The 25,612-nt window shown below is 60.3% G+C and carries 22 protein-coding genes; 7 read left to right on the top strand and 15 right to left on the bottom strand.

The window, feature by feature from the left end:
- Nucleotides 1-49 precede the first annotated feature (49 nt).
- Nucleotides 50-2,023 carry a DNA primase gene (gene dnaG / locus CI807_RS03455; RefSeq protein WP_095013731.1) on the bottom strand — a complete coding sequence of 658 codons (1,974 nt, stop codon included), beginning with the start codon at nucleotides 2,021-2,023 and terminating at the stop codon, nucleotides 50-52.
- Nucleotides 2,024-2,468: 445 nt separating this feature from the next.
- Complete coding sequence (gene rpsU, locus CI807_RS03450; protein WP_002551877.1) at nucleotides 2,469-2,684, bottom strand: 30S ribosomal protein S21; 216 nt, start codon at nucleotides 2,682-2,684, stop codon at nucleotides 2,469-2,471.
- Nucleotides 2,685-2,886: 202 nt separating this feature from the next.
- On the opposite strand from rpsU, the gene tsaD reads away from it, so the two are divergent.
- Nucleotides 2,887-3,912, top strand: coding sequence for a tRNA (adenosine(37)-N6)-threonylcarbamoyltransferase complex transferase subunit TsaD (gene tsaD / locus CI807_RS03445; RefSeq protein ID WP_095013730.1), 1,026 nt, complete (start codon nucleotides 2,887-2,889; stop codon nucleotides 3,910-3,912).
- A gap of 33 nt (nucleotides 3,913-3,945) precedes the next feature.
- Here the strand turns inward: tsaD and plsY are convergent, their stop codons facing one another.
- A complete protein-coding gene (gene plsY, locus CI807_RS03440) occupies nucleotides 3,946-4,515 on the bottom strand; it encodes a glycerol-3-phosphate 1-O-acyltransferase PlsY (RefSeq protein WP_016977867.1) in 570 nt (189 codons plus the stop codon).
- A 74-nt stretch (nucleotides 4,516-4,589) separates the two neighbouring features.
- Between plsY and folB the strand changes: the two genes are divergently transcribed.
- Both folB and folK read left to right on the top strand, forming a co-directional pair.
- Entirely contained in the window at nucleotides 4,590-4,943 is a 354-nt protein-coding gene (gene folB / locus CI807_RS03435; RefSeq protein ID WP_015886183.1) for a dihydroneopterin aldolase, read from the top strand.
- The gene (gene folK / locus CI807_RS03430; protein ID WP_095013729.1) at nucleotides 4,934-5,452 is read left to right on the top strand and encodes a 2-amino-4-hydroxy-6-hydroxymethyldihydropteridine diphosphokinase; all 519 of its coding nucleotides are present in this window, start codon (nucleotides 4,934-4,936) and stop codon (nucleotides 5,450-5,452) included. The genes folB and folK overlap by 10 nt, the downstream gene beginning before the upstream one ends.
- Nucleotides 5,453-5,523: 71 nt before the next feature.
- On the opposite strand, the gene CI807_RS03425 is transcribed toward folK, so the two are convergent.
- From CI807_RS03425 to CI807_RS03375, 11 genes are all read right to left on the bottom strand, one after another.
- A complete protein-coding gene (locus CI807_RS03425; RefSeq protein ID WP_095013728.1) occupies nucleotides 5,524-6,756 on the bottom strand; it encodes a multifunctional CCA addition/repair protein in 1,233 nt (410 codons plus the stop codon).
- A 63-nt stretch (nucleotides 6,757-6,819) separates the two neighbouring features.
- Entirely contained in the window at nucleotides 6,820-8,385 is a 1,566-nt protein-coding gene (locus CI807_RS03420; RefSeq protein ID WP_095013727.1) for a SpoVR family protein, read from the bottom strand.
- Complete coding sequence (locus CI807_RS03415; RefSeq protein ID WP_015886179.1) at nucleotides 8,382-9,653, bottom strand: YeaH/YhbH family protein; 1,272 nt, start codon at nucleotides 9,651-9,653, stop codon at nucleotides 8,382-8,384. The genes CI807_RS03420 and CI807_RS03415 overlap by 4 nt, the downstream gene beginning before the upstream one ends.
- A gap of 113 nt (nucleotides 9,654-9,766) precedes the next feature.
- Nucleotides 9,767-11,689: a PrkA family serine protein kinase gene (locus CI807_RS03410; RefSeq protein ID WP_038843013.1), complete on the bottom strand. Its 1,923-nt coding sequence runs from the start codon at nucleotides 11,687-11,689 to the stop codon at nucleotides 9,767-9,769.
- 285 nt (nucleotides 11,690-11,974) lie between these two features.
- Nucleotides 11,975-12,304, bottom strand: coding sequence for a thiosulfate sulfurtransferase GlpE (gene glpE, locus CI807_RS03405; RefSeq protein ID WP_095013726.1), 330 nt, complete (start codon nucleotides 12,302-12,304; stop codon nucleotides 11,975-11,977).
- Nucleotides 12,305-12,313: 9 nt separating this feature from the next.
- Nucleotides 12,314-13,165: a symmetrical bis(5'-nucleosyl)-tetraphosphatase gene (locus CI807_RS03400; RefSeq protein ID WP_095013725.1), complete on the bottom strand. Its 852-nt coding sequence runs from the start codon at nucleotides 13,163-13,165 to the stop codon at nucleotides 12,314-12,316.
- Entirely contained in the window at nucleotides 13,165-13,545 is a 381-nt protein-coding gene (gene apaG, locus CI807_RS03395) for a Co2+/Mg2+ efflux protein ApaG (protein ID WP_003194726.1), read from the bottom strand. The genes CI807_RS03400 and apaG overlap by 1 nt, the downstream gene beginning before the upstream one ends.
- A gap of 97 nt (nucleotides 13,546-13,642) precedes the next feature.
- Nucleotides 13,643-14,455, bottom strand: a complete 813-nt coding sequence (gene rsmA / locus CI807_RS03390) for a 16S rRNA (adenine(1518)-N(6)/adenine(1519)-N(6))-dimethyltransferase RsmA (protein WP_016972385.1) — start codon at nucleotides 14,453-14,455, stop codon at nucleotides 13,643-13,645.
- Nucleotides 14,452-15,441, bottom strand: coding sequence for a 4-hydroxythreonine-4-phosphate dehydrogenase PdxA (pdxA, locus tag CI807_RS03385; RefSeq protein WP_095013724.1), 990 nt, complete (start codon nucleotides 15,439-15,441; stop codon nucleotides 14,452-14,454). Before pdxA ends, rsmA begins: the two co-directional genes overlap by 4 nt.
- Nucleotides 15,438-16,775, bottom strand: a complete 1,338-nt coding sequence (locus CI807_RS03380) for a peptidylprolyl isomerase (RefSeq protein ID WP_028618161.1) — start codon at nucleotides 16,773-16,775, stop codon at nucleotides 15,438-15,440. The genes pdxA and CI807_RS03380 overlap by 4 nt, the downstream gene beginning before the upstream one ends.
- Nucleotides 16,750-19,560, bottom strand: a complete 2,811-nt coding sequence (locus tag CI807_RS03375; RefSeq protein ID WP_095013723.1) for an LPS-assembly protein LptD — start codon at nucleotides 19,558-19,560, stop codon at nucleotides 16,750-16,752. The genes CI807_RS03380 and CI807_RS03375 overlap by 26 nt, the downstream gene beginning before the upstream one ends.
- A 130-nt stretch (nucleotides 19,561-19,690) precedes the next feature.
- Between CI807_RS03375 and CI807_RS03370 the strand changes: the two genes are divergently transcribed.
- The 3 genes from CI807_RS03370 to CI807_RS03360 are packed head-to-tail and all read left to right on the top strand — an operon-like array spanning nucleotide 19,691 to nucleotide 22,156.
- Nucleotides 19,691-20,716 (top strand): aminoglycoside phosphotransferase family protein, encoded by a 1,026-nt coding sequence (locus CI807_RS03370; protein WP_095013722.1) that lies wholly within the window; start codon nucleotides 19,691-19,693, stop codon nucleotides 20,714-20,716.
- The gene (murU, locus tag CI807_RS03365) at nucleotides 20,713-21,387 is read left to right on the top strand and encodes an N-acetylmuramate alpha-1-phosphate uridylyltransferase MurU (protein ID WP_095013721.1); all 675 of its coding nucleotides are present in this window, start codon (nucleotides 20,713-20,715) and stop codon (nucleotides 21,385-21,387) included. The genes CI807_RS03370 and murU overlap by 4 nt, the downstream gene beginning before the upstream one ends.
- Before the next feature lies 1 nt (nucleotide 21,388).
- Nucleotides 21,389-22,156: a TerB family tellurite resistance protein gene (locus tag CI807_RS03360; RefSeq protein ID WP_095013720.1), complete on the top strand. Its 768-nt coding sequence runs from the start codon at nucleotides 21,389-21,391 to the stop codon at nucleotides 22,154-22,156.
- Between the two features lie 3 nt (nucleotides 22,157-22,159).
- On the opposite strand, the gene CI807_RS03355 is transcribed toward CI807_RS03360, so the two are convergent.
- On the bottom strand, nucleotides 22,160-23,134 hold the full coding sequence (locus tag CI807_RS03355) for an alpha/beta hydrolase family protein (RefSeq protein WP_095013719.1): 975 nt from the start codon (nucleotides 23,132-23,134) through the stop codon (nucleotides 22,160-22,162).
- Nucleotides 23,135-23,211: 77 nt separating this feature from the next.
- On the opposite strand from CI807_RS03355, the gene CI807_RS03350 reads away from it, so the two are divergent.
- Nucleotides 23,212-25,602: a PAS domain S-box protein gene (locus tag CI807_RS03350; protein WP_095013718.1), complete on the top strand. Its 2,391-nt coding sequence runs from the start codon at nucleotides 23,212-23,214 to the stop codon at nucleotides 25,600-25,602.
- Nucleotides 25,603-25,612: the final 10 nt, after the last annotated feature.

Here is a 25,612-nt window from a genome sequence, read left to right as displayed (position 1 = left end):
GGTCTTGGCGGGCAAAAAACAAGCCGAGGATTATACCTGAGCTATGACCTCACGCGCCAGTTGAGGTCGGGTTTGATGCGCAAACGTTCTGTTTTAAGAGGTCGCGCATCTGTTTTGCTATCTGAATCTTCTCTTCAGCCGATAAATCCGGCTGCCTTGCTTTCTTGATCAGGTCATCGAGGGTCTGTGTGTGCTGACCCGCGGATAACCTAGTAATGGTGTCTAAAAACTGTTGTTCAAGGTTATCGCCGTCAATTAGCCACTCCTTTTCCGCGAGGGCTTTCAGCAGTCGGCCCTGTTCGGTGCCGTGCCAGCGCGCCATCAACTGGATTGAGTTTAGCTTAGGATTTTTCTGTACCGCCTCGATCAGGGCGATCAGTACCTGGGCGTAAGTGTTGCTCGCGTTGGCAAAGTGATCAGCGCTTTCAACTTTTTCCGCCAGTTGTGGGTGATGGATGAGCGTGCGCAGCGCAATGAGCGTTGGAGCCTCTACGGCGACAGGAGTTCGCGGAGCGTAGGCTTCATCGCGATCACCGCGCTTGCCGTTCTTGCTCCAGGGTTTCTTTTCCCATTTCTTGCCGTCGCTGCCAGACTTTTTCGGTGTCCACTCTTGCTGGGGCGCGTAGGCCTCCTGCGGTTGATGGAAGTCGGAATAGTCCGGCATGGCGTCGTAATCCATGCCTGGGTCATAGGCCGGTGGCGGCGCATCATGCGGGGCGTTGTGCACCAGTTGGCTGACGGCTTCCCCGCTTAACCCGGTGATTTCCTGCAAGCGCATGCGCATCAGCGATTTCAGGTTGGCGCCGGGTACTTTGTCGATCAGCGGCGCCGCGAGGGTGGCCATGTGGGCCTTGCCTTCAAGGGAGCGCGGGTCGGCTTCTTCGGTCAGTTGTTGGAAGAAGTAGTCGGCCAGCGGCTGTGCATGCTGGTTGATGCGCGCGCGGAACGCGTCGGTGCCTTCGGAGCGGACCAGGGTATCCGGGTCTTCGCCTTCGGGCAGGAAGAGGAAGCGTGCGCGACGTCCGTCCTGCAGGCTCGACAGCGTAGCTTCAAGTGCGCGCCAGGCGGCATTGCGGCCAGCCTGGTCTCCATCGAAACAAAACAGCACGCTGGGCACTACGCGAAACAGGCGCTTCATGTGTTCTTCGCTGGTTGCGGTGCCCAGCGTGGCGACGGCATTGCGCAGGCCTTGTTGGGCGAGTGCGATCACGTCCATATAGCCCTCAACCACGATGATTTCATCGAGATTGCGATTGTTCTTGCGCGCCTCGAACAGGCCGTAGAGTTCCTGGCCCTTGTGGAATACCGGGGTTTCCGGGGAGTTCAGGTATTTGGGTTTGTCGTCCCCCAGTACCCGGCCACCAAAGGCGATGATGCGGCCCCGGCTGTCGCGGATCGGGAACATCACCCGGTCGCGGAAACGGTCGTAGCGCTTGCCGGTCTCGGCGTTTTCCACCAGCAGGCCGGCGTCGATCATGGCCTTTTGCTGGAGAGTGTCGCTGCTCAGGTGTTTGTACAGGTTGTCCCAGCCGGGCGGTGCGAACCCCAAACCGAAGTCCCGTGCGATTTCCCCGGTGAGGCCGCGGCCTTTCAGGTAATCGACAGCGGCCTTGCGCTGCGGATGGCTTTTAAGCGCTTGACGATAAAACTCGGCAGCGGCTGTCAGCAGCGGGTACAGCGGCGAATCGGTGGGCTGGCGCGGCTTGTGTGGGCGGCCACTTTCTTCGCGTGGGACTTCCATGCCGGCGGCTTTTGCCAGGTCCTCGATGGCCTGGGGAAAATCCAGGTTGTCGTGGTCCATGAGAAAACCCAGGGCGTTGCCGCCTGCGCCGCAGCCGAAGCAGTAATAGAACTGCTTGTCGGGGCTGACGCTGAATGACGGGGTTTTCTCTTTGTGGAACGGGCAGCAGGCGGTGTAGTTCTTGCCGGCTTTTTTCAGTTGCACGCGCGAGCTGACAACATCGACGATGTCGGTGCGGTTCAGAAGGTCGTCAATAAAGCTCTGGGGAATCAGCCCGGCCATGGCGTTCTCGTCATCACTGCGTGTCAATGAGGGCCCAATGATTGCTCAAGCGCACGCAGTGCGTGGCTCGTTCATCAGTTGTCTGCTTGGGCATTCAGGAAGTGTATCTGCCGTTCATTCACTGACGTTAGTTTCAATCAGGTTTTTGGCATGGAAATGTTGCCCCGGCATCCGGTCTAGGCCAATGGCGGCCTCGGAAGCTCATCGTCGGGCACAGTCGATACAGTTGATCGCCTGTTTGAAGAATAAGTGTGCTCGTCAGTAGCCTTGATAGGCTCGTCAGAAGAGACGTGCACCGCTGGCAAAAGAGCCAGTCCTGACGTGTGAAGCAGTTGTATCGGTCGCATGTGCGGCGTCAACAGTGAAGCATCAAGCGATATCCGCAAATGCCATTAGCCCGGCTGAGGGCCGGGCTTGGCAGAAGCTTGCTACGAACGTCTGTGTATTAGTACAGACGAACGGCGCGGCGCTGTTCGCGCTGAACTTTCTTGGCGTGACGCTTAACAGCGGCTGCTGCTTTACGCTTACGCTCAGAAGTTGGCTTCTCGTAAAATTCGCGGCTACGAACTTCAGCCAGTACACCGGCTTTTTCGCAGGAGCGCTTGAAACGACGCAGAGCTACGTCGAAGGGTTCGTTCTCTTTAACTTTGACGGCTGGCATCCAGAGCTACCTTCTTTCATTACCGGGATCAACGTTCTCGTCGCAAAAAATTCGCGGCTGAGGTCGTCGGTTTTTAAGGGTTGCGGATGTTAACCCCTCATTGCCCGGAATGCAAAGCCTCTGATCGAAAACCGCTAGTCGGGAGGGGGAGTGGCGACTATTATGCGCGCCTTCGAATTCAGCCTCTACAAGGCGCAAACCCATGCTAGTACTGGGACTTGAAACCTCCTGCGACGAAACCGGTGTCGCACTTTACGACAGTGAACGCGGGCTCTTGGCCGATGCGCTGTTCAGTCAGATCGACCTGCACCGTGCCTATGGTGGCGTGGTGCCGGAGCTGGCTAGCCGTGATCACGTCAAACGCATGCTGCCCCTGATCCGCCAGGTATTGGATGAGGCCGGCTGCGTGCCGACCGAGATCGATGCAATCGCCTACACCGCAGGCCCCGGATTGGTCGGAGCCCTGCTGGTTGGGGCCTCTTGCGCCCAGGCGCTGGCGTTTGCCTGGGGCATTCCGGCCCTCGGCGTGCACCATATGGAAGGCCATCTACTGGCACCGATGTTGGAAAAAACACCGCCAGAGTTCCCGTTCGTCGCATTGTTGGTTTCGGGCGGTCATACGCAGTTGGTTCAGGTGGATGGAATCGGCCAATACACCCTTTTGGGTGAATCCTTGGACGATGCTGCCGGTGAAGCCTTCGACAAGACCGCGAAGATGATGGGCCTCAATTACCCCGGTGGCCCGGAAATCGCCCGTCTCGCCGAAAAAGGGGTCGCCGGTCGCTACACCTTCCCGCGACCGATGTGTGATCGCCCAGGCCTGATGTTCAGCTTCAGCGGTTTGAAAACCTCTGCGCTGAACACCTGGCAGCACAGCGTCAGCGCCGGAGACGACAGCGAGCAAGTCCGTTGCGACATCGCTCTGGCGTTCCAGCAGGCCGTGGTGGAGACTTTGACCATCAAGTGCAAGCGCGCCCTGAAACAGGCGGGCATGAAGCGCCTGGTGATCGCTGGCGGCGTCAGCGCCAACAAGGCCTTGCGCACGTCGCTGGAAAAAATGCTCGGCGACATGAAGGGCGACGTGTTCTACGCTCGCCCCGAGTTCTGCACCGACAACGGCGCGATGATCGCCTATGCCGGTTGCCAGCGCCTGCAGGCTGGGCAGCACGAAAGCCTGGCAATCAGCGTGCAGGCGCGCTGGCCGATGGAGCAGTTGTCGCCGTTGTAAGGCTGCAAGGTGAGCCGGGCGCATCGACGGTATTTAAAAATGCCGTTCGCGCCCGGCAAACAGGTCGCGTAAATTGCCCCGGTGGCGCCAGACGATCAGCAGCGTCAGCACGCTCATCGGCAGCAGTGCCGCCGGTTCTTGCCAGGCCAGTAGCGGCAGGGTGAGCGGGGTGGCGATCAGCGCGGCGAGCGAGCTGGTGCGGGTCAGGTAGAACGTCAGCAGCCAGGCGAGTACGGCCAGCAACGCCGCCGGCGGGTAGATCCCGAGCAACATGCCGGCTGCCGTGGCGACGCCTTTGCCACCGCGAAAGCGGAAGTACAGAGGAAACAGATGGCCGAGGACCGCGCATACGCCGATCCAGGCCTGCTGTTGCAGGGTCAGGCCGGCGAGGCTGGCGATCAGCACGGGCAACAGGCCCTTGCACAGGTCGCCCAGCAGCGTCAGTACGGCGAGTTTCTTGCCGGCCAGGCGCAACATATTGGTGGCGCCGGCATTGCCTGAGCCACTCATTCGCGGGTCGGGATTTCCCGTCAGGCGGCTGAGCAAAATGGCGAAGGACAGCGAGCCGAGCAGGTAGGCGAAAATCGCCAGTAACCAAAACATGCTAACTATTCCGGGCGAGGACGCCCTGATTCTAACGGGGCATCGCGCCCTTGTCGTGCTGCGGAGAAGAGTGCTTGGACAGAGTGTTTATCGAAGGCCTGGAAGTCGACACCGTGATCGGGGCCTACGACTGGGAGCGCGGAATCCGCCAATGCCTGCGCCTGGACCTGAGCTTTGCCTGGGATAACCGCCCGGCCGCGGCTGGTGATGACCTGACGTTGGCGCTGGATTACGCCAGTGTATCCGCGCGTATCCAGGCCTTTGCCGAGCAATCCCAGTACCAACTGGTGGAAACTTTTGCCGAGCGCTTGGCCGAAGTATTGATGAGTGAATTCCAGATTCCCTGGTTGCACCTCAAGCTGACCAAGCCAGGCGCCGTACCGGCGGCCAAGGGTGTGGGCGTGGAGATCGAGCGCGGATGCCGCTAACTCAGGTTTACCTAGGTCTAGGCAGCAATATCGAGCGCGAGTCTCACCTCTGCGCTGGCCTGGATGCGCTGGCGGGTTTTTTGACGGATATGCGCTGTTCAGCGGTGTTTGAAAGCCAGCCGGTGGGCATCAAGAGTGGGCCGTTCTTCAATCTGGTGGTGTCGGCCTACACCGATCTGTCGCTGATGGAGTTGGACCGCCGATTGAAATTCATCGAGGCGGATAATGGTCGTTATGCGCCGGATCGCAAGGGCTTGCCGCTGGATATCGATGTGCTGTTGTATGGCGATCTGGTAGGTAACTTCGATGGCTTGATCCTGCCGCGTGCAGAAATTCTCAAGAACGCGTTTGTGCTGTGGCCGCTGTCGTTGATGGCGCCGGAACGTGTGCACCCTGAGGCGGGCAAGACGTTGGCCGAGTTGTGGCGCGAGGCGCAGATTGACCAGGTGCTGGCGCCTGTCGCATTTGAATGGCAAGGCCAGCAGCTCACACCAAACGCTCTCCTGTAGGAGCGAGCTTGCTCGCGAAGAACGTCAACGATAACGCAGCGCTCTCAGGTTTTTCGCGAGCAAGCTCGCTCCTACATAAGGGGGTGCTGTTCCTTGTAGGCCTTCAAGGCCCTGAGCCGTTCGCGCTTGAGCGCTTCGCCCAGTTCCGGGCCTTTGAAGCCTTTCTCCAGCAAAGGCGCCACCGCCACTTCGCGCGCAACCTTCGCCGCGCCGCGCAAGTAATCCGCTTGTGGATAACTTCTCTGCTCCAGACCCTTGCGGCCTCGGGCGTCCATTTCGCAAGCGACCACGAATTCCTCAAAACGCTGCGGCCGACGGTAAACGTCGAAACTTTGCAGCAACTCCAGCAACGTCGAGGCTTTCAGCTCCAGCGCACGATGACCGTGGGTGTGATACTGGCCCACCAGCAACGCCAATTCCTGGCAATCCCTTGGCACCTTGAAGCGTTCATTGACGGCCTTGATCAGCTTCAAACCCCGCTGCTCATGGGCGATGTGCTGCGGCAACTTATCCACAGGCGTCGTGCCTTTGCCCAGGTCGTGCAGTAGGCAGGCCCAGCGCACGGTAAGGGGCTGCTGGTGCAAGGCCGCTTGTTCCAGCACGCTCAAGGTGTGAATGCCGGTGTCGATTTCCGGGTGATGGGCTTCGGGTTGTGGGACGCCGAACAGGGCATTCACTTCTGGCATCAAGGTTTTCAGTGCATCGCAGTCGCGCAGTACCTGAATGAACACGTGGGGTTGGTCTTCCATCAGTGCGCGGGAGATTTCTTTCCAACTGCGCTCAGGCGTCAGCGCTTCCAGTTCGCCGGATTCGCTGAGCTGGTGCATCAGTTCAAGTGTTTCTGATGCGACGGTAAACCCCAGTGCCGCGTAACGTGCGGTGAAGCGTGCAACACGCAACACTCGCAGGGGATCTTCGGCGAACGCCGGAGAAACATGGCGCAGAACGCGGGCTTCAAGATCTCGCTGACCGTGATAAGGGTCGGTCAAGTTACCGTCGTCGTCTTCCGCCATAGCATTAATGGTCAGGTCGCGGCGAATCAGGTCTTCTTCCAGTGTGACGTCGGGGCTGGCGTGGAACACAAAGCCACCATAACCCCGGCCGCTCTTGCGTTCGGTGCGGGCCAGGGCGTACTCGTCGCCATTATTCGGGTCGAGGAACACCGGGAAGTCCGAACCCACCGGCTTATAGCCCAAGGCGAGCATCTCTTCGGCAGTCGCGCCCACCACGACGCGGTCGATATCGGTCACCGGGATGCCCAAGAGGCGATCCCGCACCGCACCGCCGACTTTGTAGATTTTCATGAAAAAGCCTCCATTAGTGGCACAGGATACCGCCTGTGCCAGGCCAATGGAGGCTTTGCTGCTTCAGAGGTGAACGACGGCCAGGTCCAGGCGGCCGTAGTCGTTGTCGTTGTGATCGCTACGCGGTGGCACGTGGTGGGTTTTCATCACTTGGTCGCCCTGCAAGGTTTCCAGGTGAATATCAAAGCCCCAAAGCCTGTGCAGGTGCTTGAGCACTTCCTCGGTGGACTCGCCCAGGGGTTTGCGGTCGTGCTGCTGGTGACGCAAGGTCAGCGAGCGGTCGCCGCGCACATCGATGCTGTAGATCTGCACGTTGGGCTCGCGGTTGCCCAGGTTGTACTGCGCTGCCAGGGTTTCGCGGATGGTGCGGTAGCCGGGTTCATCGTGGATGGCCGGTACCACCAGGTCATCCTTGAGGTCATCATCGAGAATGCTGAACAGTTTCAGGTCCCGAATCACCTGCGGCGACAGGTACTGCAGGATAAAACTCTCATCCTTGAAGCTGCTCATGGCGAATTTTATGGTGGACAGCCAATCGCTGCCGGCGATTTCCGGGAACCAGCGGCGGTCCTCTTCGGTGGGGTGTTCGCACATGCGCCGGATGTCACGGTACATGGCAAATCCCAGGGCGTAGGGGTTGATGCCGCTGTAATAGGGGCTGTCGAAGCCGGGTTGGAACACCACGCTGGTATGGGAAGTGAGGAACTCCATCATGAAACCGTCCGTCACCAGGCCTTCGTCGTACAGGTCGTTCATCAGGGTGTAGTGCCAGAACGTGGCCCAGCCTTCGTTCATCACCTGGGTCTGGCGCTGTGGATAAAAGTATTGGGCGATCTTGCGCACGATGCGCACGATTTCCCGCTGCCAGGGTTCCAGCAGCGGCGCGTGTTTTTCCAGGAAATACAGGATGTTTTCCTGAGGTTCGGCGGGGAAGCGTGCATTGTCCTTATCGCTGTTCTTGCCGGTTTTTTTCGGAATGGTGCGCCACAGGTCGTTGATCTGTTTCTGCAGGTGTTCCTCGCGCTCCTTCTGGCGCAGGCGTTCTTCCTCGGCGGAGATCGGATACGGGCGTTTGTAGCGGTCGACGCCGTAGTTCATCAGCGCATGACAGGAATCGAGCAGGTCTTCCACCGCATCGATGCCGTGGCGCTCTTCGCATTGCATGATGTACTGCTTGGCGAACACCAGGTAATCGATGATCGAACTGGCGTCGGTCCAGGTGCGGAACAGGTAGTTGCCCTTGAAGAAGCTGTTATGCCCATAGCAGGCATGTGCCACTACCAACGCCTGCATGCAGATGGTGTTCTCTTCCATCAGGTAGGCGATGCACGGGTCGGAGTTGATCACGATCTCGTAGGCCAGGCCCATCTGGCCCCGGGTATAGGACTTTTCGGTGCTGAGGAAGTGTTTGCCGTAGGACCAATGGTGATAACCCAGCGGCATGCCGACCGAGGCGTAGGCATCCATCATCTGCTCGGCGGTGATCACTTCGATCTGATTGGGGTAGGTGTCCAGGGCATAACCCGCCGCAATGCGGCTGATTTCCCGGTCATAGGCCTGGATCAGTTCAAAGGTCCATTCGGAACCCGTGGAGATCGGTTGGCGTCTTTGCTCTTTTTTGGCGGTCATGTCACTAACCTGCGCTGGAAGAGTTCACGGAAGACCGGGTAGATATCGCCGGCCGAGACCAGTTGCTGCTGGGCGAACGTGTCGGCAAAGGCTTCGCCGATGCGCTCGTATTCGAACCACAGGGCCTGGTGCTCACGGGGGGTGATTTCAACATAAGTGTAGTACTGCACGAACGGCATGATCTGGTTGATCAGGATGTCACGGCAGATTGGGGAGTCGTCGTTCCAGTTGTCACCGTCCGAGGCCTGGGCGGCGTAGATGTTCCATTCGTTGGCCGGGTAGCGCTCGGCCATGATCTCCTGCATCAGCTTCAAGGCGCTGGAAACGATGGTGCCGCCGGTTTCCCGTGAATAGAAAAATTCCTCTTCGTCGACTTCCCGGGCGCTGGTGTGGTGGCGGATGAACACAACGTCGATCTTGTCGTAATTCCGCTTCAGGAACAGGTACAACAGGATGAAGAAGCGCTTGGCGATGTCCTTGGTGGCTTGGGTCATGGAGCCCGACACGTCCATCAGGCAGAACATCACTGCCTTGGAGCTGGGGTTGGGTTGTTTGACCAGCAGGTTGTATTTCAAGTCGAAGGTGTCGAGGAATGGCACGCGGTGAATGCGCGCGCTTAGTTTCTCGATTTCCGCCTCTATTTCCTGAATATCGCCGAAGTTGTCCGGCTCTTCACGCTTCAATCGCGCCAGCTCTTCCTTGGCGTCCCTCAGTTTGGCGCGGCTGCTGCCTGACAGAGCGATACGCCGCGCATGGGCCGAGCGCAGGGTGCGGATGATGTTGATGCGTGACGGATTGCCCTCATTGCTGATCCCGGCGCGAACGGTCTTGAAGGTGTCGGTGCCGGTCAGGTTGCGTTTGACCAGGTTGGGCAGTTCCAGGTCTTCGAACATGAATTCGAGGAATTCTTCCTGGGTGATCTGAAACACGAACTCATCCATGCCTTCGCCGGAATTGCCCGCCTTGCCCGGGCCTTTACCGCCACCACCACCTTGGGGGCGCTGGATATGTTCGCCAGTGGTGAATTCCTTGTTGCCGGGATGAACGACGGTCTGTTTGCCGCCCCGGCCGTGGTGCAGCACCGGTTCGTCGATGTCCCGTCCGGGGATGCTGATTTGCTCGCCATGCTCCATGTCCGTGATGGAGCGGCGGCTGACGGCCTCTTCGACGGCCTTTTTGATGTGGTCACGGTAACGCCGCAGGAAACGCTGACGGTTTACCGTGCTCTTGTTCTTGCCATTGAGGCGTCGGTCGATCACGTAGCTCATGGGGAGCCCTCCGGGCAGCTTCACGTTACAAGCTTCAAGCCGCGAGCTGGAAGCTTAGAGACAAGCGGTCAGCTGCCAGGCCAGTGGCCCGGCAGTTCACGCCTGTCGCTGCCTTACTGCGATTTGCGAACCCGCAGGTACCACTCGGAGAGCAGCCGTACCTGTTTGTCGGTGTAGCCGCGCTCGACCATGCGTGTGACGAAGTCGTTGTGTTTTTGCTGATCCTCCTTGCTGGCCTTGGCGTTGAAGCTGATGACCGGCAGCAGGTCCTCGGTGTTGGAGAACATTTTTTTCTCGATGACCACGCGCAGCTTCTCGTAGCTGAGCCAGGTCGGGTTCTTGCCGTTGTTGTTGGCGCGGGCGCGCAGCACGAAGTTGACGATTTCGTTGCGGAAATCCTTCGGATTGCTGATGCCGGCCGGTTTCTCGATTTTTTCGAGTTCCTCGTTGAGGGCCACGCGGTTGAGGATCTCGCCGGTTTCCGGGTCGCGGTATTCCTGGTCCTGAATCCAGAAGTCTGCGTACAGCACGTAGCGGTCGAAGATGTTCTGGCCGTACTCGCTGTAGGACTCCAGGTACGCGGTCTGGATTTCCTTGCCGATGAACTCGATGTAGCGCGGTGCCAGGTATTCCTTGAGGAAACGCAGGTAACGTTCGCGGGTTTCGGCCTGGAATTGTTCCTGTTCGATCTGCTGTTCCAGCACGTAAAGCAGGTGCACCGGGTTGGCCGCAATCTCGTGTGGGTCGAAGTTGAAGACCTTGGACAGGATCTTGAACGCAAAGCGCGTCGACAAACCGTTCATGCCTTCATCCACACCGGCGGTGTCGCGGTACTCCTGGATCGATTTGGCCTTGGGATCGGTGTCCTTGAGGTTTTCGCCGTCGTACACGCGCATCTTCGAATAGATGTTCGAGTTCTCCGGCTCCTTGAGGCGCGACAACACGGTGAATTGGGCAAGCATCTTCAGGGTGTCGGGCGCGCAATGGGCCTTGGCCAGCGAACTGTTGAACAGCAATTTGTCGTAGATCTTGATTTCATCGCTGACCCGCAGGCAGTACGGCACCTTGACGATGTAGATCCGGTCGATGAAGGCTTCGTTGTTCTTGTTGTTACGGAAGGTGTGCCACTCGGATTCGTTGGAGTGGGCCAGCAGGATCCCGGTAAACGGAATCGCGCCCAAGCCTTCGGTACTGTTGTAGTTGCCTTCCTGGGTGGCGGTCAGCAGTGGGTGCAGCACCTTGATCGGTGCCTTGAACATTTCCACGAACTCCATCAGGCCCTGGTTGGCCCGGCACAGCGCGCCCGAGTAGCTGTAGGCATCGGCGTCGTTCTGTGGATATTCTTCGAGTTTGCGGATATCGACCTTGCCCACCAGCGCCGAGATGTCCTGGTTGTTCTCGTCGCCCGGCTCGGTCTTGGCCACGCCGATCTGGTTGAGGATCGATGGGTAGAGCTTGACCACGCGGAACTGGCTGATGTCACCGCCGAATTCGGCCAGGCGCTTGGTGGCCCAGGGCGACATGATGGTGTTGAGGTAGCGACGTGGGATGCCGAAGTCTTCTTCGAGGATCGCGCCATCTTCCGTGGCGTTGAACAGCCCCAAAGGCGACTCGAAGACCGGCGAGCCCTTGATGGCGTAGAAGGGCACCTTCTCGATCAGTTGTTTGAGCTTTTCGGCCAGGGACGATTTACCGCCGCCGACGGGGCCGAGCAGGTAGAGGATCTGTTTCTTCTCTTCCAGGCCTTGGGCGGCATGCCGGAAGTAGGAGACGATCTGGTCGATGCATTCTTCCATCCCATGGAAGTCTTCAAAGGCCGGATAGCGGCGGATCACCTTGTTGGAAAATATTCGCGACAGGCGCGAATTGTTCGAGGTGTCTATCAGCTCCGGCTCGCCAATTGCCAGCAGCAGGCGTTCGGCGGCAGACGCGTAGGTGCTGCGATCCTGTTTGCACAGCTCGAGATACTCTTGCAGCGTGAGTTCTTCCTGCTGTGTGGACGCGAAGCGTTGTTGGAAGTGGCTGAATATACTCATGACGTCGTCACCTCGCTCGATACGTGGAGCCGACGCCGGATCAATCAGTCGATGCTGGCAGACATTGGCAGACGCCAATGGCCGTTTTCCCCCCAGAACACCCTGAAACGCTACCGATGACCCGCACGCCGGTGTACCGGCTCTCCCCTGATTCGGATGGCCTGCGCTTAAGGATAGTTCGGAATCGGAGAGGTCAAGGCGCGATGCGCAATTAGTTTGGCTGCGCCGTTCGTCAGAAACGGCGCGAGCCCAAGCGTCACGCGGGGTAGCGGGGTGTGAAAAAAATTATTGCGAATTGCCCGAAGAAATTTCCGCAGGATAAGTCGTACGCCACAGTTCAAAGCCGCCGTCCAGGCTGTAGACGTCGGAGAAGCCCTGGCTGATCAGATAGGCTGCCGCGCTCCGGCTGGAATTGCCGTGATAACAGGCCACGATTACCGGCGCGTCGAGGTCGGCGGCGCGGATGAAGTCGGCGATGTTGACGTTGTCCAGGTGTTGGGCGCCAGTGATGTGGGCGGCCGCATAAGTCGGCTGGTCACGGATGTCGACAACCACGGCGCCTTGCTCGCGCAGGGCCTGGGCTTGTTCGGGGGGGATACGTTTGAATTCGCTCATGGCGGGCTCCTACGGCTTGGCAGTAGCCGGCAGTGTAACGGGAAGAGGGGATTCGCACTGGCAGCTATAACGCTCGCCGGTGTCGATGTTCATCAGGGTCATGGCGCCACCCCACACGCAACCGGTGTCGAGGGCGAACACGCCGGGTTCGTCGCACTTGCCCTCAAGGGCCGCCCAATGGCCAAAAATGATCTTGGTGTCACGGGTCTTGCGCTCTTTGTGAGCGAACCACGGCTTGTAGCCCGGCAACGCGGTGTCAGCGCCTTCCTTGCTCTTGAGGTCGAGTTTGCCCTCGGCGGTGCAGAAGCGCATGCGCGTGAAGTAGTTGGTGATGACCCGCAGGCGCGTGACGCCGCTGAGGTCGTTGTCCCACTTTACCGGCTCGTTGCCGTACATGCCGTCGAGGTAGGCGGTATAGAGGTTGTCATCGGCCAGGGCGCTTTCGACTTCGGCGGCGCACTTGAGGGCTTTCTTCAGTGTCCATTGCGGCGGGATGCCTGCATGGACCAGGGCCATGTTGCGGGCTTCGTCGTAATGCAGGATTTTCTGCCGGCGCAGCCAGTCGAGCAGCTCGGTGTGATCCGGCGCTTCGAGGATTTCCCGCAGGGTATCGCCCTTTTTCAGGCGCTCGATGTTATTGCCCGCGGCCAGCAGATGCAGGTCGTGGTTGCCCAATACGCAGACCAAAGAGTCGCGCAGGCTATATAAATAGCGCAGCGTTTCCAGGGATTGCGGGCCGCGATTGACCAAGTCACCCACCAGCCACAGGCGATCGTTGGCCGGGTCGAAGGCCACGCGCTCCAGCAGGCACTTGAGCGGCTCCAGGCAACCTTGCAGGTCGCCGACCGCGTACGTCGCCATCAGTGCAGGGCTCCCGGCACGGCAAGGCGGAAGGGCTTGATGATGGCGTCGAACAGTTGGCCGTCGGTGGCTTTCATCTGATACGAGCCTTGCATGGTGCCGACTTTGGAGGTCATTACCGTGCCGCTGCTGTAGGTATGGCTGGCGCCACTGTCGATCAACGGTTGCTGGCCCACCACACCGGCGCCGCGCACTTCTTCGACCTGACCGTCACCGTCGGTGATTACCCAGTGGCGCGACAGCAGCTTGGCCGGCACCAGCCCGTTGTTTTTCACCGTGATGGTGTAGGCAAAGGCGAAGCGGTTGTGTTCAGGTTGGGATTGGTCCGCCAGGAAGCGGGTGACGACGCTGACGTCGATCTGGTAGCGAGGATCGGACATGCAAGAGGCCTTAAAAGCGGAGGACAGCAGATGCGGGTCAGTCTAGGCCAACAGGAGGGCACTAGGCCAGACATGTGTCTGGCCTTGCCCGGCGCTGTCAGTCTGCGGTTGGCGCAGGCTGGATGGCCAACTGGTCGGCCAGGCGCACAAAGGCGGCCAGGTCCAGTTGCTCGGGGCGCAGGCCGCCATCGACGCCGGCAGCTTCGATCTCGGCATTGCTCAGCAGCGCCTTGAGAGTGTTGCGCAGGGTCTTGCGGCGCTGGTTGAAGGCTTCGCGCACGACGCGCTCCAGCAGCTTATGGTCCTTGGCCGGGTGTGGCAGCACGGCATGTGGTACCAGGCGCACGATGGCCGAGTCGACCTTCGGCGGCGGGTTGAACGCGCCAGGGCCGACGTTGAACAGGTGTTCGACGCGGCAGTGGTACTGAACCATGATCGACAGGCGGCCCCAATCGCCACCACCAGGACCCGCGGCCAGACGTTCAACCACTTCCTTTTGCAGCATGAAGTGCATGTCGCGGATGATGCCGGCGTTGTTCAGCAGGTGGAAAATCAGCGGCGTGGAGATGTTGTACGGCAGGTTACCCACCACACGCAGGCTGTTGGGCGCGGCATTGAGGGTGTTGAAGTCGAACTTCAGCGCATCACCCTGATGCAGGTTGAAATTGGGCTTGCCGGCGAACTGCTGGTTGAGGATCGGGATCAGGTCCTTGTCCAATTCCACCACGTCGAGTTGGCCGCCGCTGGCCAGCAGGCCTTGGGTCAGTGCGCCCTGGCCCGGGCCGATTTCCAGCAGACGGTCTTCAGGCTTGGCATGGATGGAACGCAGGATGCGGTCGATCACGCCAGCGTCGTGCAGGAAGTTTTGCCCGAAGCGCTTGCGCGCCCGGTGTTGGTAATGCTCAGTCATATACGGGTCTCGGCCATCTGATAGGCGGTTTCCAGGGCCACGTGCAGGCTGCCGGTATCGATCTTGCCGCTGCCCGCCAGGTCCAGGGCAGTGCCATGGTCGACGGAGGTGCGGATGATCGGCAGGCCCAGTGTCACGTTGACTGCGGCGCCGAAGCCTTTGTATTTAAGCACCGGCAGCCCCTGGTCATGGTACATCGCCAGCACTGCGTCGCAGTGCTCCAGATATTTGGGGGTAAACAGAGTGTCCGCAGGCAGTGGGCCGCGCAGGTCCATGCCTTCTTGGCGCAGACGCTCCAGGGTGGGTTCGATGATGTCGATTTCTTCATGGCCCAAGTGGCCGCCTTCGCCGGCGTGGGGGTTGAGCCCGCAGACCAGGATGCGCGGTTGGGCGATGCCGAATTTTTGTTGCAGGTCGGCGTGCAGGATCCGCGTGACGCGTTCCACCCGCTCGACGGTGATGGCATCGGCAATCTCGCGCAGCGGCAGGTGCGTGGTCACCAAGGCGACCCTAAGGCCACGCGTGGCCAGCATCATGACGACTTGTTCGGTGTGGGTCAGCTCGGCGAGGAACTCGGTGTGGCCCGAAAAAGCGATGCCGGACTCGTTGATCACACCTTTGTGCACGGGCGCAGTGATCATGCCGGCGAAGTCGCCATCGATGCAGCCTTGCCCTGCGCGAGTGAGGGTTTCCAGCACGAACGCCGCGTTGGCTTTGTTCAGTTGCCCGGCGACCACGTTGGCCAGCAGCGGGGTGTCCCACACATACAGGCTGCCAGCAGGGGCGGGCAGATCGGGCCAGTTGCCAGGCGCTGTGTCCAGCAGTGTGACAGCCACACCCAGCTGCGCGGCCCGCTCAAGGAGCAGGTCGCGGCTGGTAATGGCAATCAGGGGGTGTGGCTGGGGTTGCGAGGCGAGCAGCAGGCACAGGTCAGGACCAATGCCGGCCGGCTCGCCGGGTGTCACCGCGAAACGCTGGGGTTTCACTGAACTGCCTGGTCGGTGCCTGTCTGGGCGCCTGGCAGCTTGTTCTCAACATAGGCTTCGTCGCGGATCTGACGCAGCCAGGTTTGCAGCTCTTCGTCGTATTTGCGGTTACGCAGTACGTTCAGCGCTTGTTGCTCGCGGGCCTGGTTGGTGTTGTCGGTGGCGCGACGGCCAAGGACTTCCAGCACATGCCAGCCATATTGGGTCTTGAACGGCTTGGACAATACGCCCTGCGGGGTATCGGCCATCACCTGTTGGAACTCCGGCACCAGCGCTTTCGGATCGATCCAGTTCAGGTCGCCGCCGTTGAGGGCAGAACCCGGGTCTTCCGAGAAACTCTTGGCCAGGGTGGCGAAGTCTTCACCGCTCTGGATGCGGTCATAGATCTTCTGGGCCAGTTCCTTGGTTTGGGCTTCGGTGCGAATTTCGCTTGGTTTGACCAGGATGTGGCGAACGTGCACCTCATCCTTGAGCGATGTTTCGCCGCCACGTTTTTCCAGGAGCTTCAGGATGATGAAGCCACCCGGTGTGCGCGCAGGTTGGGTGATGCCACCGACTTCCATTGCGCTCAGCTCGCGGTCGAACGGAGGAGGCAATTGAGCCGCTTTACGCCAGCCCATGTCGCCGCCTTCCAGTGCGTTGTCGCTACCGGACTGGGCGATCGCCATTTGGGCGAAGTCGGCACCCGCCTTCAAGCGATCATAGATAGCTTGGGTCTTGGCGGCCGCTGCATTGAGCTGCTCGGAGTTGGCGCTGTCCGGTGTCGGGATCAGGATGTTGGCCAGGTGCAGTTCTTCGGAAAGCTGCATCTTGCCCAGGTCCGACGCCAGGAAGTTCTTCACCTCCTGCTCGGACACCTGAACCCGCTCGGCCACGCGGCGCTGACGCACACGGCTGATGATCATTTCACGGCGGATTTGGTCACGGGCGTCCTCATAGGACAAACCGTCATGGGCCAAGGCTGCACGGAACTGGTCGATGCTCATGTTGTTGCGCTGGGCAATGGTGCCCACGGCCTGGTTCAGTTCTTCGTCCGAAATACGGATGCCGGAACGATCGCCGATCTGCAGTTGCAGGTTCTCGACGATCAAACGCTCGAGTACCTGCTGGTCCAGGACGCTGGTCGGTGGCACGCCGCCGCCACGTTTGGCGATGGTTTGCTGGACTTCCTTGACGCGCTGGTCCAGTTGGCTCTGCATGATCACGTCGTTATCGACGATGGCCACTACCTTATCCAGTTCTTGAACCGCAGCGTGCGCCGATGCGGTACCCAGGAACAGTGCGCCCAGCACTAGCGGGCGCAGACAATCAGAAAGCTTGGTCTTCACGTTCACGATAACCTTCAATGCCTTTGTCGAGGAAGCTCTCTACCTTGGCGCCGGTCAGGCCGCCGAGTCCTTTGAGGACGATCTGGAAGAAGAGCCCGTGGTCACCCTTTTCGTTAAGCGGGGCGATCTGGCTGTATTCGTCGTTGGAAACCCAGTAACGGTTGATGACGCGCAGTTTCCAGCAGCAGTTGTCGTACTCGAAACCACCGAAGGCTTCAAGGGTACGGTTGCGAGCGTAGTCATACTGCCAGCGGGTGATCAGGTTCCACTGAGGAATGATCGGCCACATCATCGAAAAGTCGTGTTGCTGGATTTTGTAGTAATCCTTCACGAAGTTCGCATCGCCTGGCTGGCCGTAGTCACCACCGAACTGCCATTTGCCGGTCAGCTGGTTGTAGACGACCTGGTCGTTACGGTAGCGATAACCGACGTTGATGATCTTGTTCGGGTTGTCTTCCGGCTGGTAGTGGAGCATTGCGCTGCCGGAACGAGGGCTGTGTTCCTCGGTGTCCCAGTTGTAGTCGGCAGTGGCGCGCCAGTCGCGGTTGAAGCGGAACTCGTAGTCCAGGGCAACCGGCGAAACATCCGACTGTGCATCGGCACGGTCAGCCGCCAGGATACCCGGCAGTTGAACTTCACGGTCCTTGAAGTACACGGCCTGGCCGACGGATACGCGCTGACGCTCGAAGCCGTTCTCTTCGATCCAGCGGCTGGTCAAGCCCAGGGACAGCTTGTTCTCGTCGCCGATACGGTCGGTGCCGCTGAAGCGGTTATCGCGGAACAGCGACGCGTAGCTGAACGAGTATTCGCTGGTGTCGAAGACTGGGATATCAGCCTGGTCCTTGTTCGGTACGTACAGGTAGAACGCACGCGGCTCAAGGGTCTGGCGATAATCTTTGCCGAACCAGTTGGTGTTGCGGTCGAAATAGAGGCCGCTGTCGACGCTGGCAATGGGCACGGCGCGGTCTTGCGAACTCTTGAAGTCGCCACCAGCGTACGGTTTGGCCGCAGTGGCAGCTGCTTGCTGGGCGATGATCTGGTTCTTGCCGATGTTGTCCAGGTCAAGATCGTACTTGGTGTAAACGTACTTGAGCTTTGGCGTGATAAACCCGTAGGTCCAGTTCATCGGGTAGTCGACGGCTGGCGCAACATTCAACCGCGTGCCGTTGGCGCGGGTCAGGCCGGTGACGTAGGTATCCAGACGAGGCGACACAAGTCCGTCCTGATCGGTAAACGTGCCTTTTTCAAGGCTGCGTTCAAAGCGAACAGCTTCAGTCTCATAGGTAAAGTTCAGCCCGCCCGGATGGTACGGCAGCGCACCATTGAAGGTGATCTGCGGCAACCGGTCATACGGCGTGATCTGGGAGATCGTTGCCAGCTGGTAAGCCTGGAGGTTCAGGCGCGCCTGGTAAGTGTCGCCGCGGTAGGTCACGGAACCCTGTTGATTGAGGGCATCCCGGCTTTCAACGCCTTCCTGGAACGACTTCAAATCCTGGAAGTAGTAAGGATCGCTGATGCGGGTGTAATCCACCTGGGTCGCTACACGCGAATCCAACCCGCCCTTGTGCTGCCAATTGAGCATGTAGCGGGTTTTTTCGTAATCGGTCTGCTTTTTGCGTTCGTCGTTGTCGTCGTTCAGGTACGCGCCGCCGAACTGGCCTTCGCTGGATTTGGTGAGGTAGCGGAATTCGCCTTCCATCAACAAGCCGCGCTTGGTCATGTATTGCGGGTACAACGTGGCGTCGTAGTTGGGCGCCAGGTTGAAGTAGTACGGCGTCACCAGGGTGAAGCCGGTTTCGCTGCCGGTGCTGAAGCTCGGCGGCAGGAAGCCGGATTGACGACGGTCGTCGATCGGGAAATAGATGTAAGGGGTGTAGAGGATCGGGATGTTCTTGATCCGCAACGTCGCGTTGGTGGCGGTACCGAAACCGGTGGCCGGGTTCAACGTGATGTTGTTGCCCCTGAGCTGCCAGGCGTTGCTGTCTGGCTCGCAGGTGGTGTACGTACCGTCCTTGAGACGGATGATCGCGTTTTCAGCACGCTTGGCGTACAGCGCGTTACCGCGGATGCGCGACTTGTGCAGCACGTATTCGGCGTTGTCGATCTGGGCCGCGCCGGTGTCGAGTTGCACTTCGGCGTGGTCGCCCACGATCAGCGCACCGTTGTCGCGCAGACGGACCTTGCCGTTCAGCTCGCCACGGTTCTCGGCCTGGTACAGGCTGGCTTCTTCAGATTCCAACTGCATGCTGCCCTGGCGCATGACCACGTCACCGGCCAGGGTCGCGACTTGCTGTTCCTGCTCGTAACGCGAGGCCTTGGCGCCGATGAAGGTGGGCGCATCGCTCTTGTTCGTCTTGTCGTTCATGCCAGGACGAGTCGGCTCGATGTACGCACCGCCGCAGTACGGGCCGGTTTCGGCCAGCTGCGCTGCGGTCAGCTTCTCGCGGGGCACCCAGTCCAGGTGGCTGTAGTCGGCGCTGCGCGAGCGCAGGCCACGGCCCTTGGATTCGGTGACCAGTGCGGTCTTGGGCTCGGCCTCGGCGTTGCCGCCAGCATCGGCCTGCGCCGTGCTGTTGGCGGAGCTGATGGCGGCGCCATCATGCACCGGGCGCGGTGGTAGCGGGGCTGCGGCGGTTTTCGGCGCGCAATCCCAGGCACCCGAAGCAGAGACTGAGCAGTCATACTGTTCCGCGGCGACCACGAATGAGGTGGCGAAGGGTTGCAAGGCCAGCAGACTGCCGGTTACCAGCAACGGAAATTTTCTACGAAACGCGGGGGATTTCAATGCCATCTTATTAGTCCGGGCTTCCTGCGTGCCATCTGCCCGCGGTTTGGGCCGCACGCCTCTCGATGGTCTGAAAAAGATGCGTGATAATAAAGCATGCCCCGCTTGACGGCTAGCGCCGTCGGAGACCCTTGTAATGCCCGAGCAAGATCTACGTTTACAACAGCTGGAAGTCTGGCTGGATGAGCAGTTGCCGATCCTTTTCAACGCTCAAGGCTGGGGTGCCGTACCCCCGGCCACATTGACCGCGGCCAGCAGCGACGCGAGTTTCAGGCGCTATTTCCGTTGGGAAGGCGGCGGTCGGACCTTCGTGGTCATGGACGCTCCGCCCCCCCAGGAAAACTGCAAACCTTTCGTCGATATCGCACATTTGCTGGCAAAGTCGGGGATAAATGTTCCAAAAATTTACGCAGAAGATTTGCCGCGCGGCTTTCTTTTGCTCAATGACCTGGGCAGAAAAACCTATCTCGACGTGATTGACGACAAAAACGCCGATCAATTGTTTGCCCATGCCATCGACGCCTTGTTGGCCTTCCAGCAATTGCCGATGGACGTGCCTTTGCCCAGCTACGACGTCGCCTTGCTGCGCCGCGAGCTGGAATTGTTTCCAGAGTGGTACGTGCGCCGCCACCTGGGTATCGAAATGGATACGCAGCAGCAAGCGCTTTGGCAGCGGGTCAGTGATCACCTGATCGACAGCGCCCTGGCGCAGCCAAAAGTGTTGGTGCATCGCGACTATATGCCGCGCAACCTGATGATCAGCGAACCCAACCCCGGCGTGCTGGATTTTCAAGATGCGGTCTACGGACCGGTCACCTATGACATCACCTGTTTGTTCAAGGACGCCTTCCTCAGTTGGCCCAAGGCCCGCGTGCGGGAATGGCAGCGCGGGTATTGGGAGCGTGCGGCGCAACTGAGCATCCCGGTGCAGGCGGATTTCGACGATTTCCTGCGCACCAGTGACCTGATGGGGGTACAGCGTCACCTCAAGGTCATCGGTATCTTTGCGCGCATTTGCCATCGCGACGGCAAGCCACGCTACCTGGCTGACGTGCCGCGCTTCTTTGCTTATATAGAAGCAGTGCTGGCGGACCGTCCGGAGCTGAGTGAGCTGGGTGAGTTGCTCGCCAGCCTGCGCCACCCCGCCGAGGCCCGCGTATGAAGGCGATGATCCTGGCCGCCGGCAAGGGCGAGCGGATGCGCCCGCTGACCTTGCACACGCCCAAGCCGCTGGTGCAGGCCGGCGGCAAGCGCCTGATCGAGTATCACCTGGAGGCCCTGGCCAAGGCTGGTTTCACCGATATCGTGATCAACCATGCCTGGCTCGGCCAGCAGATCGAAAGCTACTTGGGGGACGGCGCGCAGTTTGGCTTGCGTATCCGTTACTCCCCCGAAGGCGAGCCGCTGGAAACCGGCGGTGGGATTTTCCAGGCATTACCGTTGCTGGGGGATGAACCCTTCCTGGTGGTCAATGGCGATATCTGGACCGACTACGACTTTACCCAGCTCAAGCAGCCGCTCAAGGGCCTGGCTCATCTGGTGATGGTCGACAACCCGGCCCATCACCCCTCGGGCGGTGATTTCTATCTGGATCACGGTTTGCTTCATGATGCAGCGGCCGGTGCCGATAACCTGACCTTCAGTGGCATTTCAGTGCTCGACCCCAAGCTGTTCGCGGGTTGCAGCGCGGGTGCCTTCAAGCTGGCGCCGCTGCTGCGGGCAGCCATGACCAAAGGTCTGGTAACGGGGGAACACATGGCGGGACGCTGGATTGATGTCGGCACGCTGGAGCGCCTGGCGCAGGTCGAAACCCTGCTGACAGCGGGGCAGTAACATGCTGTGGCCAGGGACGCTGATCGGCGCCGGGGCTGGCTTTGCCATTGCCAGTATTCCGGGGGCCATGTTGGGTGCGCTGTTGGGGCAGGCGCTGGACCGTCGCCTGCAATTGCACAGTTGGGCGCAGTTGCGTGAGCGCCTGGGTGGGCGCCCGGCGTTGCGCAATGACGAGCTGTTATTTGTGTTGCTGGGGCGTTTGGCCAAGAGCAATGGTCGGGTGGTGGATGGGCATATCCAGCAGGCGCGTCAGGAGATGCGCTCGCTCGACATGACTGATTCGGCCCAGCGCCGCGCGATTGCGGCGTTCAATCGCGGCAAGTCCGGCTCCGACCGCGTGCGCAGTTATCTGCGTGTGCTCAAGGCTCAACCCCATGCGGCGGAAGGCGTATTGCGCGCCTGCTGGCGCATGGTCTGGGCAGACGGCAAGGCGGATGACGCCGAGCGAGACCTGATCGACCTCTGGGGCAAATGGCTGGGCTGGACGCCGCAACAGTTGCAGGCACTGGCGGCCGACTACACCCCGGAGCGCAAGCCGCTGGTCAGCCGGGGCCCGACTTATCAGGACGCGTTGCGCCTGCTGGGCGTGACGGCCACCACCGAGCCATCGGTGATCAAGCGAGCTTATCGTCGCCTGCTCAGCCGTCATCACCCGGACAAGATCGCCGGCACCGGTGCCAGCCCCGCGCAAGTGCGTGATGCCACTGAACGCACTCGCGAACTGCACAATGCCTATGCATTGATTCGCGAGCGCCGGGACTTCAGGTAGCTTTCAATCGGCGCTTACCTGCGGGCTCAACCAGCCACGAATGCGTCGATACAACTGTTCCTGCCCGGCGGCGCTGTTGCCGGGCAAGGCTTTCAACGACACCTGCTTGTAACCGTCATTTTTCAAACGCTTGGCGGCCTGGGCACGGGCCAGGGCGTTTTTGCGTGATTGGGCGTTGTCCTGATAGAAGACATCGGCGGTCGGCAACTTCAGGCCGGGGGCCAGTTGCTGGACATCAGGCTGGCGCCCGGTAGGCGTCTGCGCCGCGACCATGATGAACTTCTGTACCTGTGACGGTTGCTTCTCGCTTAAATAACGTGCGGCCCACCAGGCACCGGTGCCATGGCCGAGCAGCACCACACTGCGTGCGCTCTGGGTCTGGGCGAAGGCCACGGCGGCGTCGATGCGCGCGAAGATGCGTGAAGCGTCGGTCTTGTCCTGCTCATCGGCACCGGGCACCACCGCCGGGTCCGTGCCTTCGGCTTCGGCGCTGGCGGCTTGCTCGATGGGCTTGTCGGCGGTGCTCGCTTCCTTGCTGCTGGTGTCGACAGTCGCCTGCGGCGCTTCCATCACACGCGGTGGCAGCGTATCCACGCTTACATCTGGTAACGACAGGCTGAGACTGCCCCAATTGGCATCCGGAAACTTATGCCGCAACGGGCTGATTGCTTGCGGCCAGTCAGCATTTTCGCCAGCGCCCGGTACGATAATCACCACGCCTTCGGGCTCGGCGCTGTTGGCGGGTTTCCACAGGGCGAGGAATGAATCGCTGCCCGCCTGCAATTGCTGCTGTTCTTGTTGCGGGATCTTGCGTTCCAGAGCGCTGGCTTCTGCCTGGCTGCGCTCGGACAAGGGTTGGCGCTCGACCGGTTTTTCCGCGGCAGGTGCGGGGGCGTCAGCGGCCTGTACAGAAAAGGCACTGGTAAAAAGCAGCGACAGGCACAATGCTGGCAGTGCTGAACGGTGAAAAAAGGGCATCGTAAATTCCCGGCCAGAAGTGATTCCAGCAGCCTAATGGGTTGGTCAGTATTTGTCAGTGATGTGAGACGTGGATCATGGGTTTTCGCTGTCTGCTGGTTATCGGCTGTTTGTGCCTTGCCTTGATGGCAACTGCCGCCCCTGCGCCCGTCGCGCCCCAGGCACAGCTCAATGTGCAGCAACGCGAATGGCTGGCCCAGCACCCGGAGCTGCGGGTGGGCCTGGTGTTGCAAGCACCCTACGCGCAATACGATCGGCGTTTGCAACGGCTGTCCGGGGCGAATGTCGAGTTGATGCAGTGGCTGGCCAAGGCGCTGAATATCGAGCTGACCTGGCGCAATTTCCCCAATCAGGAACAACTGGAAGTCGCCGTGCGCGAGGGCGAGGTGGACATCGCCCCGGGCCTGCAACAAACCCCGGCGGGTTTGCGTCTGTGGTTGTTCACCGACCCTTATATGCGCGTGCCGCAACACATCGTCGGCATCCGTGAGGGCGGCGGCGCCGTGGAGCTGGAAAAGCTCGATGAGCAATCCCGCGTCGCCGTGCGCATGCCCAGCGCAGTGGCTGATTACCTGCGCAGTACCTACCCCAGCCTCAATCTGCAAGGCGTGCCCATGGAGCGTCAGGCCCTGCAATTATTGGTGAGCCAGCAAGCGCGTTATGCGGTGGTGGATGAGGCGCAATTGAGCCGCTTGTCCGGCGAGGCGGAGTTTGCCGGGCTGGCAGTGGTGGGCGATATCGGCCTGCCGCAATTACTGCGCGTGGCCACGCGGCGGGAATGGCCGGAACTGGCCGGCATCATGCAAAGTGCCTTGCGTACGATTCCCGCCCGCGACCTTGATCAACTGCACAACCGCTGGCTGCAACCCAAATACCCACGACTGACGGAATCCCCTGGCCTGTGGCAAAACCTCAGCCTGTTGCTGGGGCTGCTGTTGCTCGCCAGCCTGGCGGTGGTGTTCTGGCAACGCCGCCAGCAACGGGTGCTGGAACACGGCCTGTTGGCCGCGCGGGAAGAAAGCGCTGCCCGGGCTGCCGGTGCCGAGGCCTTGCGACTGACACAGTTTTCCATCGACCAGAGCACCGTCGGCATTCTCTGGGTCAACTGGGACAGCCATGTGCGCTACGCCAATCGTGCGGCCGAAAGCATGCTCGGCTACGGTCCCGGTGCGCTGATCGAGCGGCCGCTGGTCGAGTTCGATCCCTCCCTCACCATGGATCGCTGGCTGAATCTGTGGCGACGCGCCCGCGCCAGTGAAGAGGGGCCGCAGAGTTTTGCCACTGACTGCCTGCGGGCGGATGGCAGCGTGTTGCCTGCGGATGTGTCCTTGAGCTTCCTACGATTTGCCGACGGCGAATACCTGGTGGTTTATCTGAATGACGTCACCGAGCGTCGTCGCGCGTTGGCGGCCTTGCAGGAGAGTGAGGCACGCCTGCAGGGAATCGCGGCGAACGTGCCGGGGCTGGTGTTCCGCCTGGAGCGCTTGCCGTTGAGCGACGAAATCGAATTTGCCTACATCAGTGAGGGCAGCGAAAGCCTGGTGGGTTACGCGCCTTCGGTGCTGAGTCGGCCGGAAGTGGGGATTCGCAGCGTGGTGCATCCAGACGACCGCGTCAGTTACCTCGGCACGCTGGATCAGGCTACCGACACTGAGAGCAACTGGTTCTGGCAAGGTCGGATTCTTCCGCGCGAGGGCGAGCAGCGTTGGGCCGAGATCAAGGCGGTCACCCGACGCCTGGAAGACGGCTCGGTGGTGTGGGATGGGATCGTGTGGGACATCAGCGAGAGCAAGCGCATCGAGCTGGAACTGGATGCCTCCCGTGCGCAACTTCGCGAACTGTCCGCCCACCTGGAAACCGTACGCGAAGAAGAAAAGGCCCGTATCGCCCGTGAAGTGCACGACGAGCTCGGGCAAATGCTCACCGTGCTCAAGCTCGAAACCTCCATGTGCGAGTTGGCCTATGCGCAGCTAGATCCGGGTTTGCATGAACGCTTGAACAGCATGAAGCGTTTGATCGCCCAACTGTTCCAGTTAGTGCGCGATGTAGCGACGGCCCTGCGCCCGCCGATTCTGGATGCGGGTATCGCTTCGGCCATTGAATGGCAGGCGCGGCGCTTCGAAGCGCGCACGCAAATTCCCTGCTTGGTGCAGGTTCCAGATAACCTGCCGACCCTCAGCGATGCCAAGGCCATTGGCTTGTTCCGCATCCTGCAGGAGGCGCTGACCAATGTGATGCGCCATGCCCAGGCGCATACTGTGGAACTGACCCTTGCCCTGGAGGGCACGGACTTGCGCCTGACCATCAGCGACGATGGCGTCGGTTTCGTCCAGGCCCAGGGCCGTCCGGTGTCGTTTGGCCTGGTAGGCATGCGCGAGCGCGTGCTGATCATGGGCGGGCAGTTGAGCCTGGACAGCGAATTGGGGGAAGGCACCACACTGAGTGTCACGGTGCCGTTGGATGCATAACACCATGAGG

This window comes from Pseudomonas sp. NS1(2017) (assembly GCF_002269425.1).
In the GTDB taxonomy this organism is placed as follows: Bacteria; Pseudomonadota; Gammaproteobacteria; order Pseudomonadales; family Pseudomonadaceae; genus Aquipseudomonas; species Aquipseudomonas reactans.
Note: the sequence above shows the minus strand (reverse complement) of the source record. Positions and strands in the feature narration are given on the sequence as shown.

Excerpts from the sequence above, each read along its gene's own strand:
- CI807_RS03350 (WP_095013718.1), top strand. The coding sequence starts at position 23,212 with ATGGGTTTTCGCTGTCTGCTGGTTATCGGCTGTTTGTGCCTTGCCTTG.
- glpE (WP_095013726.1), bottom strand. The coding sequence starts at position 12,304 with ATGAGCGAATTCAAACGTATCCCCCCCGAACAAGCCCAGGCCCTGCGC.
- CI807_RS03370 (WP_095013722.1), top strand. The coding sequence starts at position 19,691 with ATGCCCGAGCAAGATCTACGTTTACAACAGCTGGAAGTCTGGCTGGAT.
- rsmA (WP_016972385.1), bottom strand. The coding sequence starts at position 14,455 with ATGACTGAGCATTACCAACACCGGGCGCGCAAGCGCTTCGGGCAAAAC.
- murU (WP_095013721.1), top strand. The coding sequence starts at position 20,713 with ATGAAGGCGATGATCCTGGCCGCCGGCAAGGGCGAGCGGATGCGCCCG.
- CI807_RS03400 (WP_095013725.1), bottom strand. The coding sequence starts at position 13,165 with ATGGCGACGTACGCGGTCGGCGACCTGCAAGGTTGCCTGGAGCCGCTC.
- CI807_RS03360 (WP_095013720.1), top strand. The coding sequence starts at position 21,389 with ATGCTGTGGCCAGGGACGCTGATCGGCGCCGGGGCTGGCTTTGCCATT.
- CI807_RS03355 (WP_095013719.1), bottom strand. The coding sequence starts at position 23,134 with ATGCCCTTTTTTCACCGTTCAGCACTGCCAGCATTGTGCCTGTCGCTG.
- apaG (WP_003194726.1), bottom strand. The coding sequence starts at position 13,545 with ATGTCCGATCCTCGCTACCAGATCGACGTCAGCGTCGTCACCCGCTTC.
- CI807_RS03410 (WP_038843013.1), bottom strand. The coding sequence starts at position 11,689 with ATGAGTATATTCAGCCACTTCCAACAACGCTTCGCGTCCACACAGCAG.
- rpsU (WP_002551877.1), bottom strand. The coding sequence starts at position 2,684 with ATGCCAGCCGTCAAAGTTAAAGAGAACGAACCCTTCGACGTAGCTCTG.
- CI807_RS03420 (WP_095013727.1), bottom strand. The coding sequence starts at position 8,385 with ATGACCGCCAAAAAAGAGCAAAGACGCCAACCGATCTCCACGGGTTCC.
- dnaG (WP_095013731.1), bottom strand. The coding sequence starts at position 2,023 with ATGGCCGGGCTGATTCCCCAGAGCTTTATTGACGACCTTCTGAACCGC.
- folK (WP_095013729.1), top strand. The coding sequence starts at position 4,934 with ATGCCGCTAACTCAGGTTTACCTAGGTCTAGGCAGCAATATCGAGCGC.
- tsaD (WP_095013730.1), top strand. The coding sequence starts at position 2,887 with ATGCTAGTACTGGGACTTGAAACCTCCTGCGACGAAACCGGTGTCGCA.
- CI807_RS03415 (WP_015886179.1), bottom strand. The coding sequence starts at position 9,653 with ATGAGCTACGTGATCGACCGACGCCTCAATGGCAAGAACAAGAGCACG.
- CI807_RS03375 (WP_095013723.1), bottom strand. The coding sequence starts at position 19,560 with ATGGCATTGAAATCCCCCGCGTTTCGTAGAAAATTTCCGTTGCTGGTA.
- CI807_RS03425 (WP_095013728.1), bottom strand. The coding sequence starts at position 6,756 with ATGAAAATCTACAAAGTCGGCGGTGCGGTGCGGGATCGCCTCTTGGGC.
- plsY (WP_016977867.1), bottom strand. The coding sequence starts at position 4,515 with ATGTTTTGGTTACTGGCGATTTTCGCCTACCTGCTCGGCTCGCTGTCC.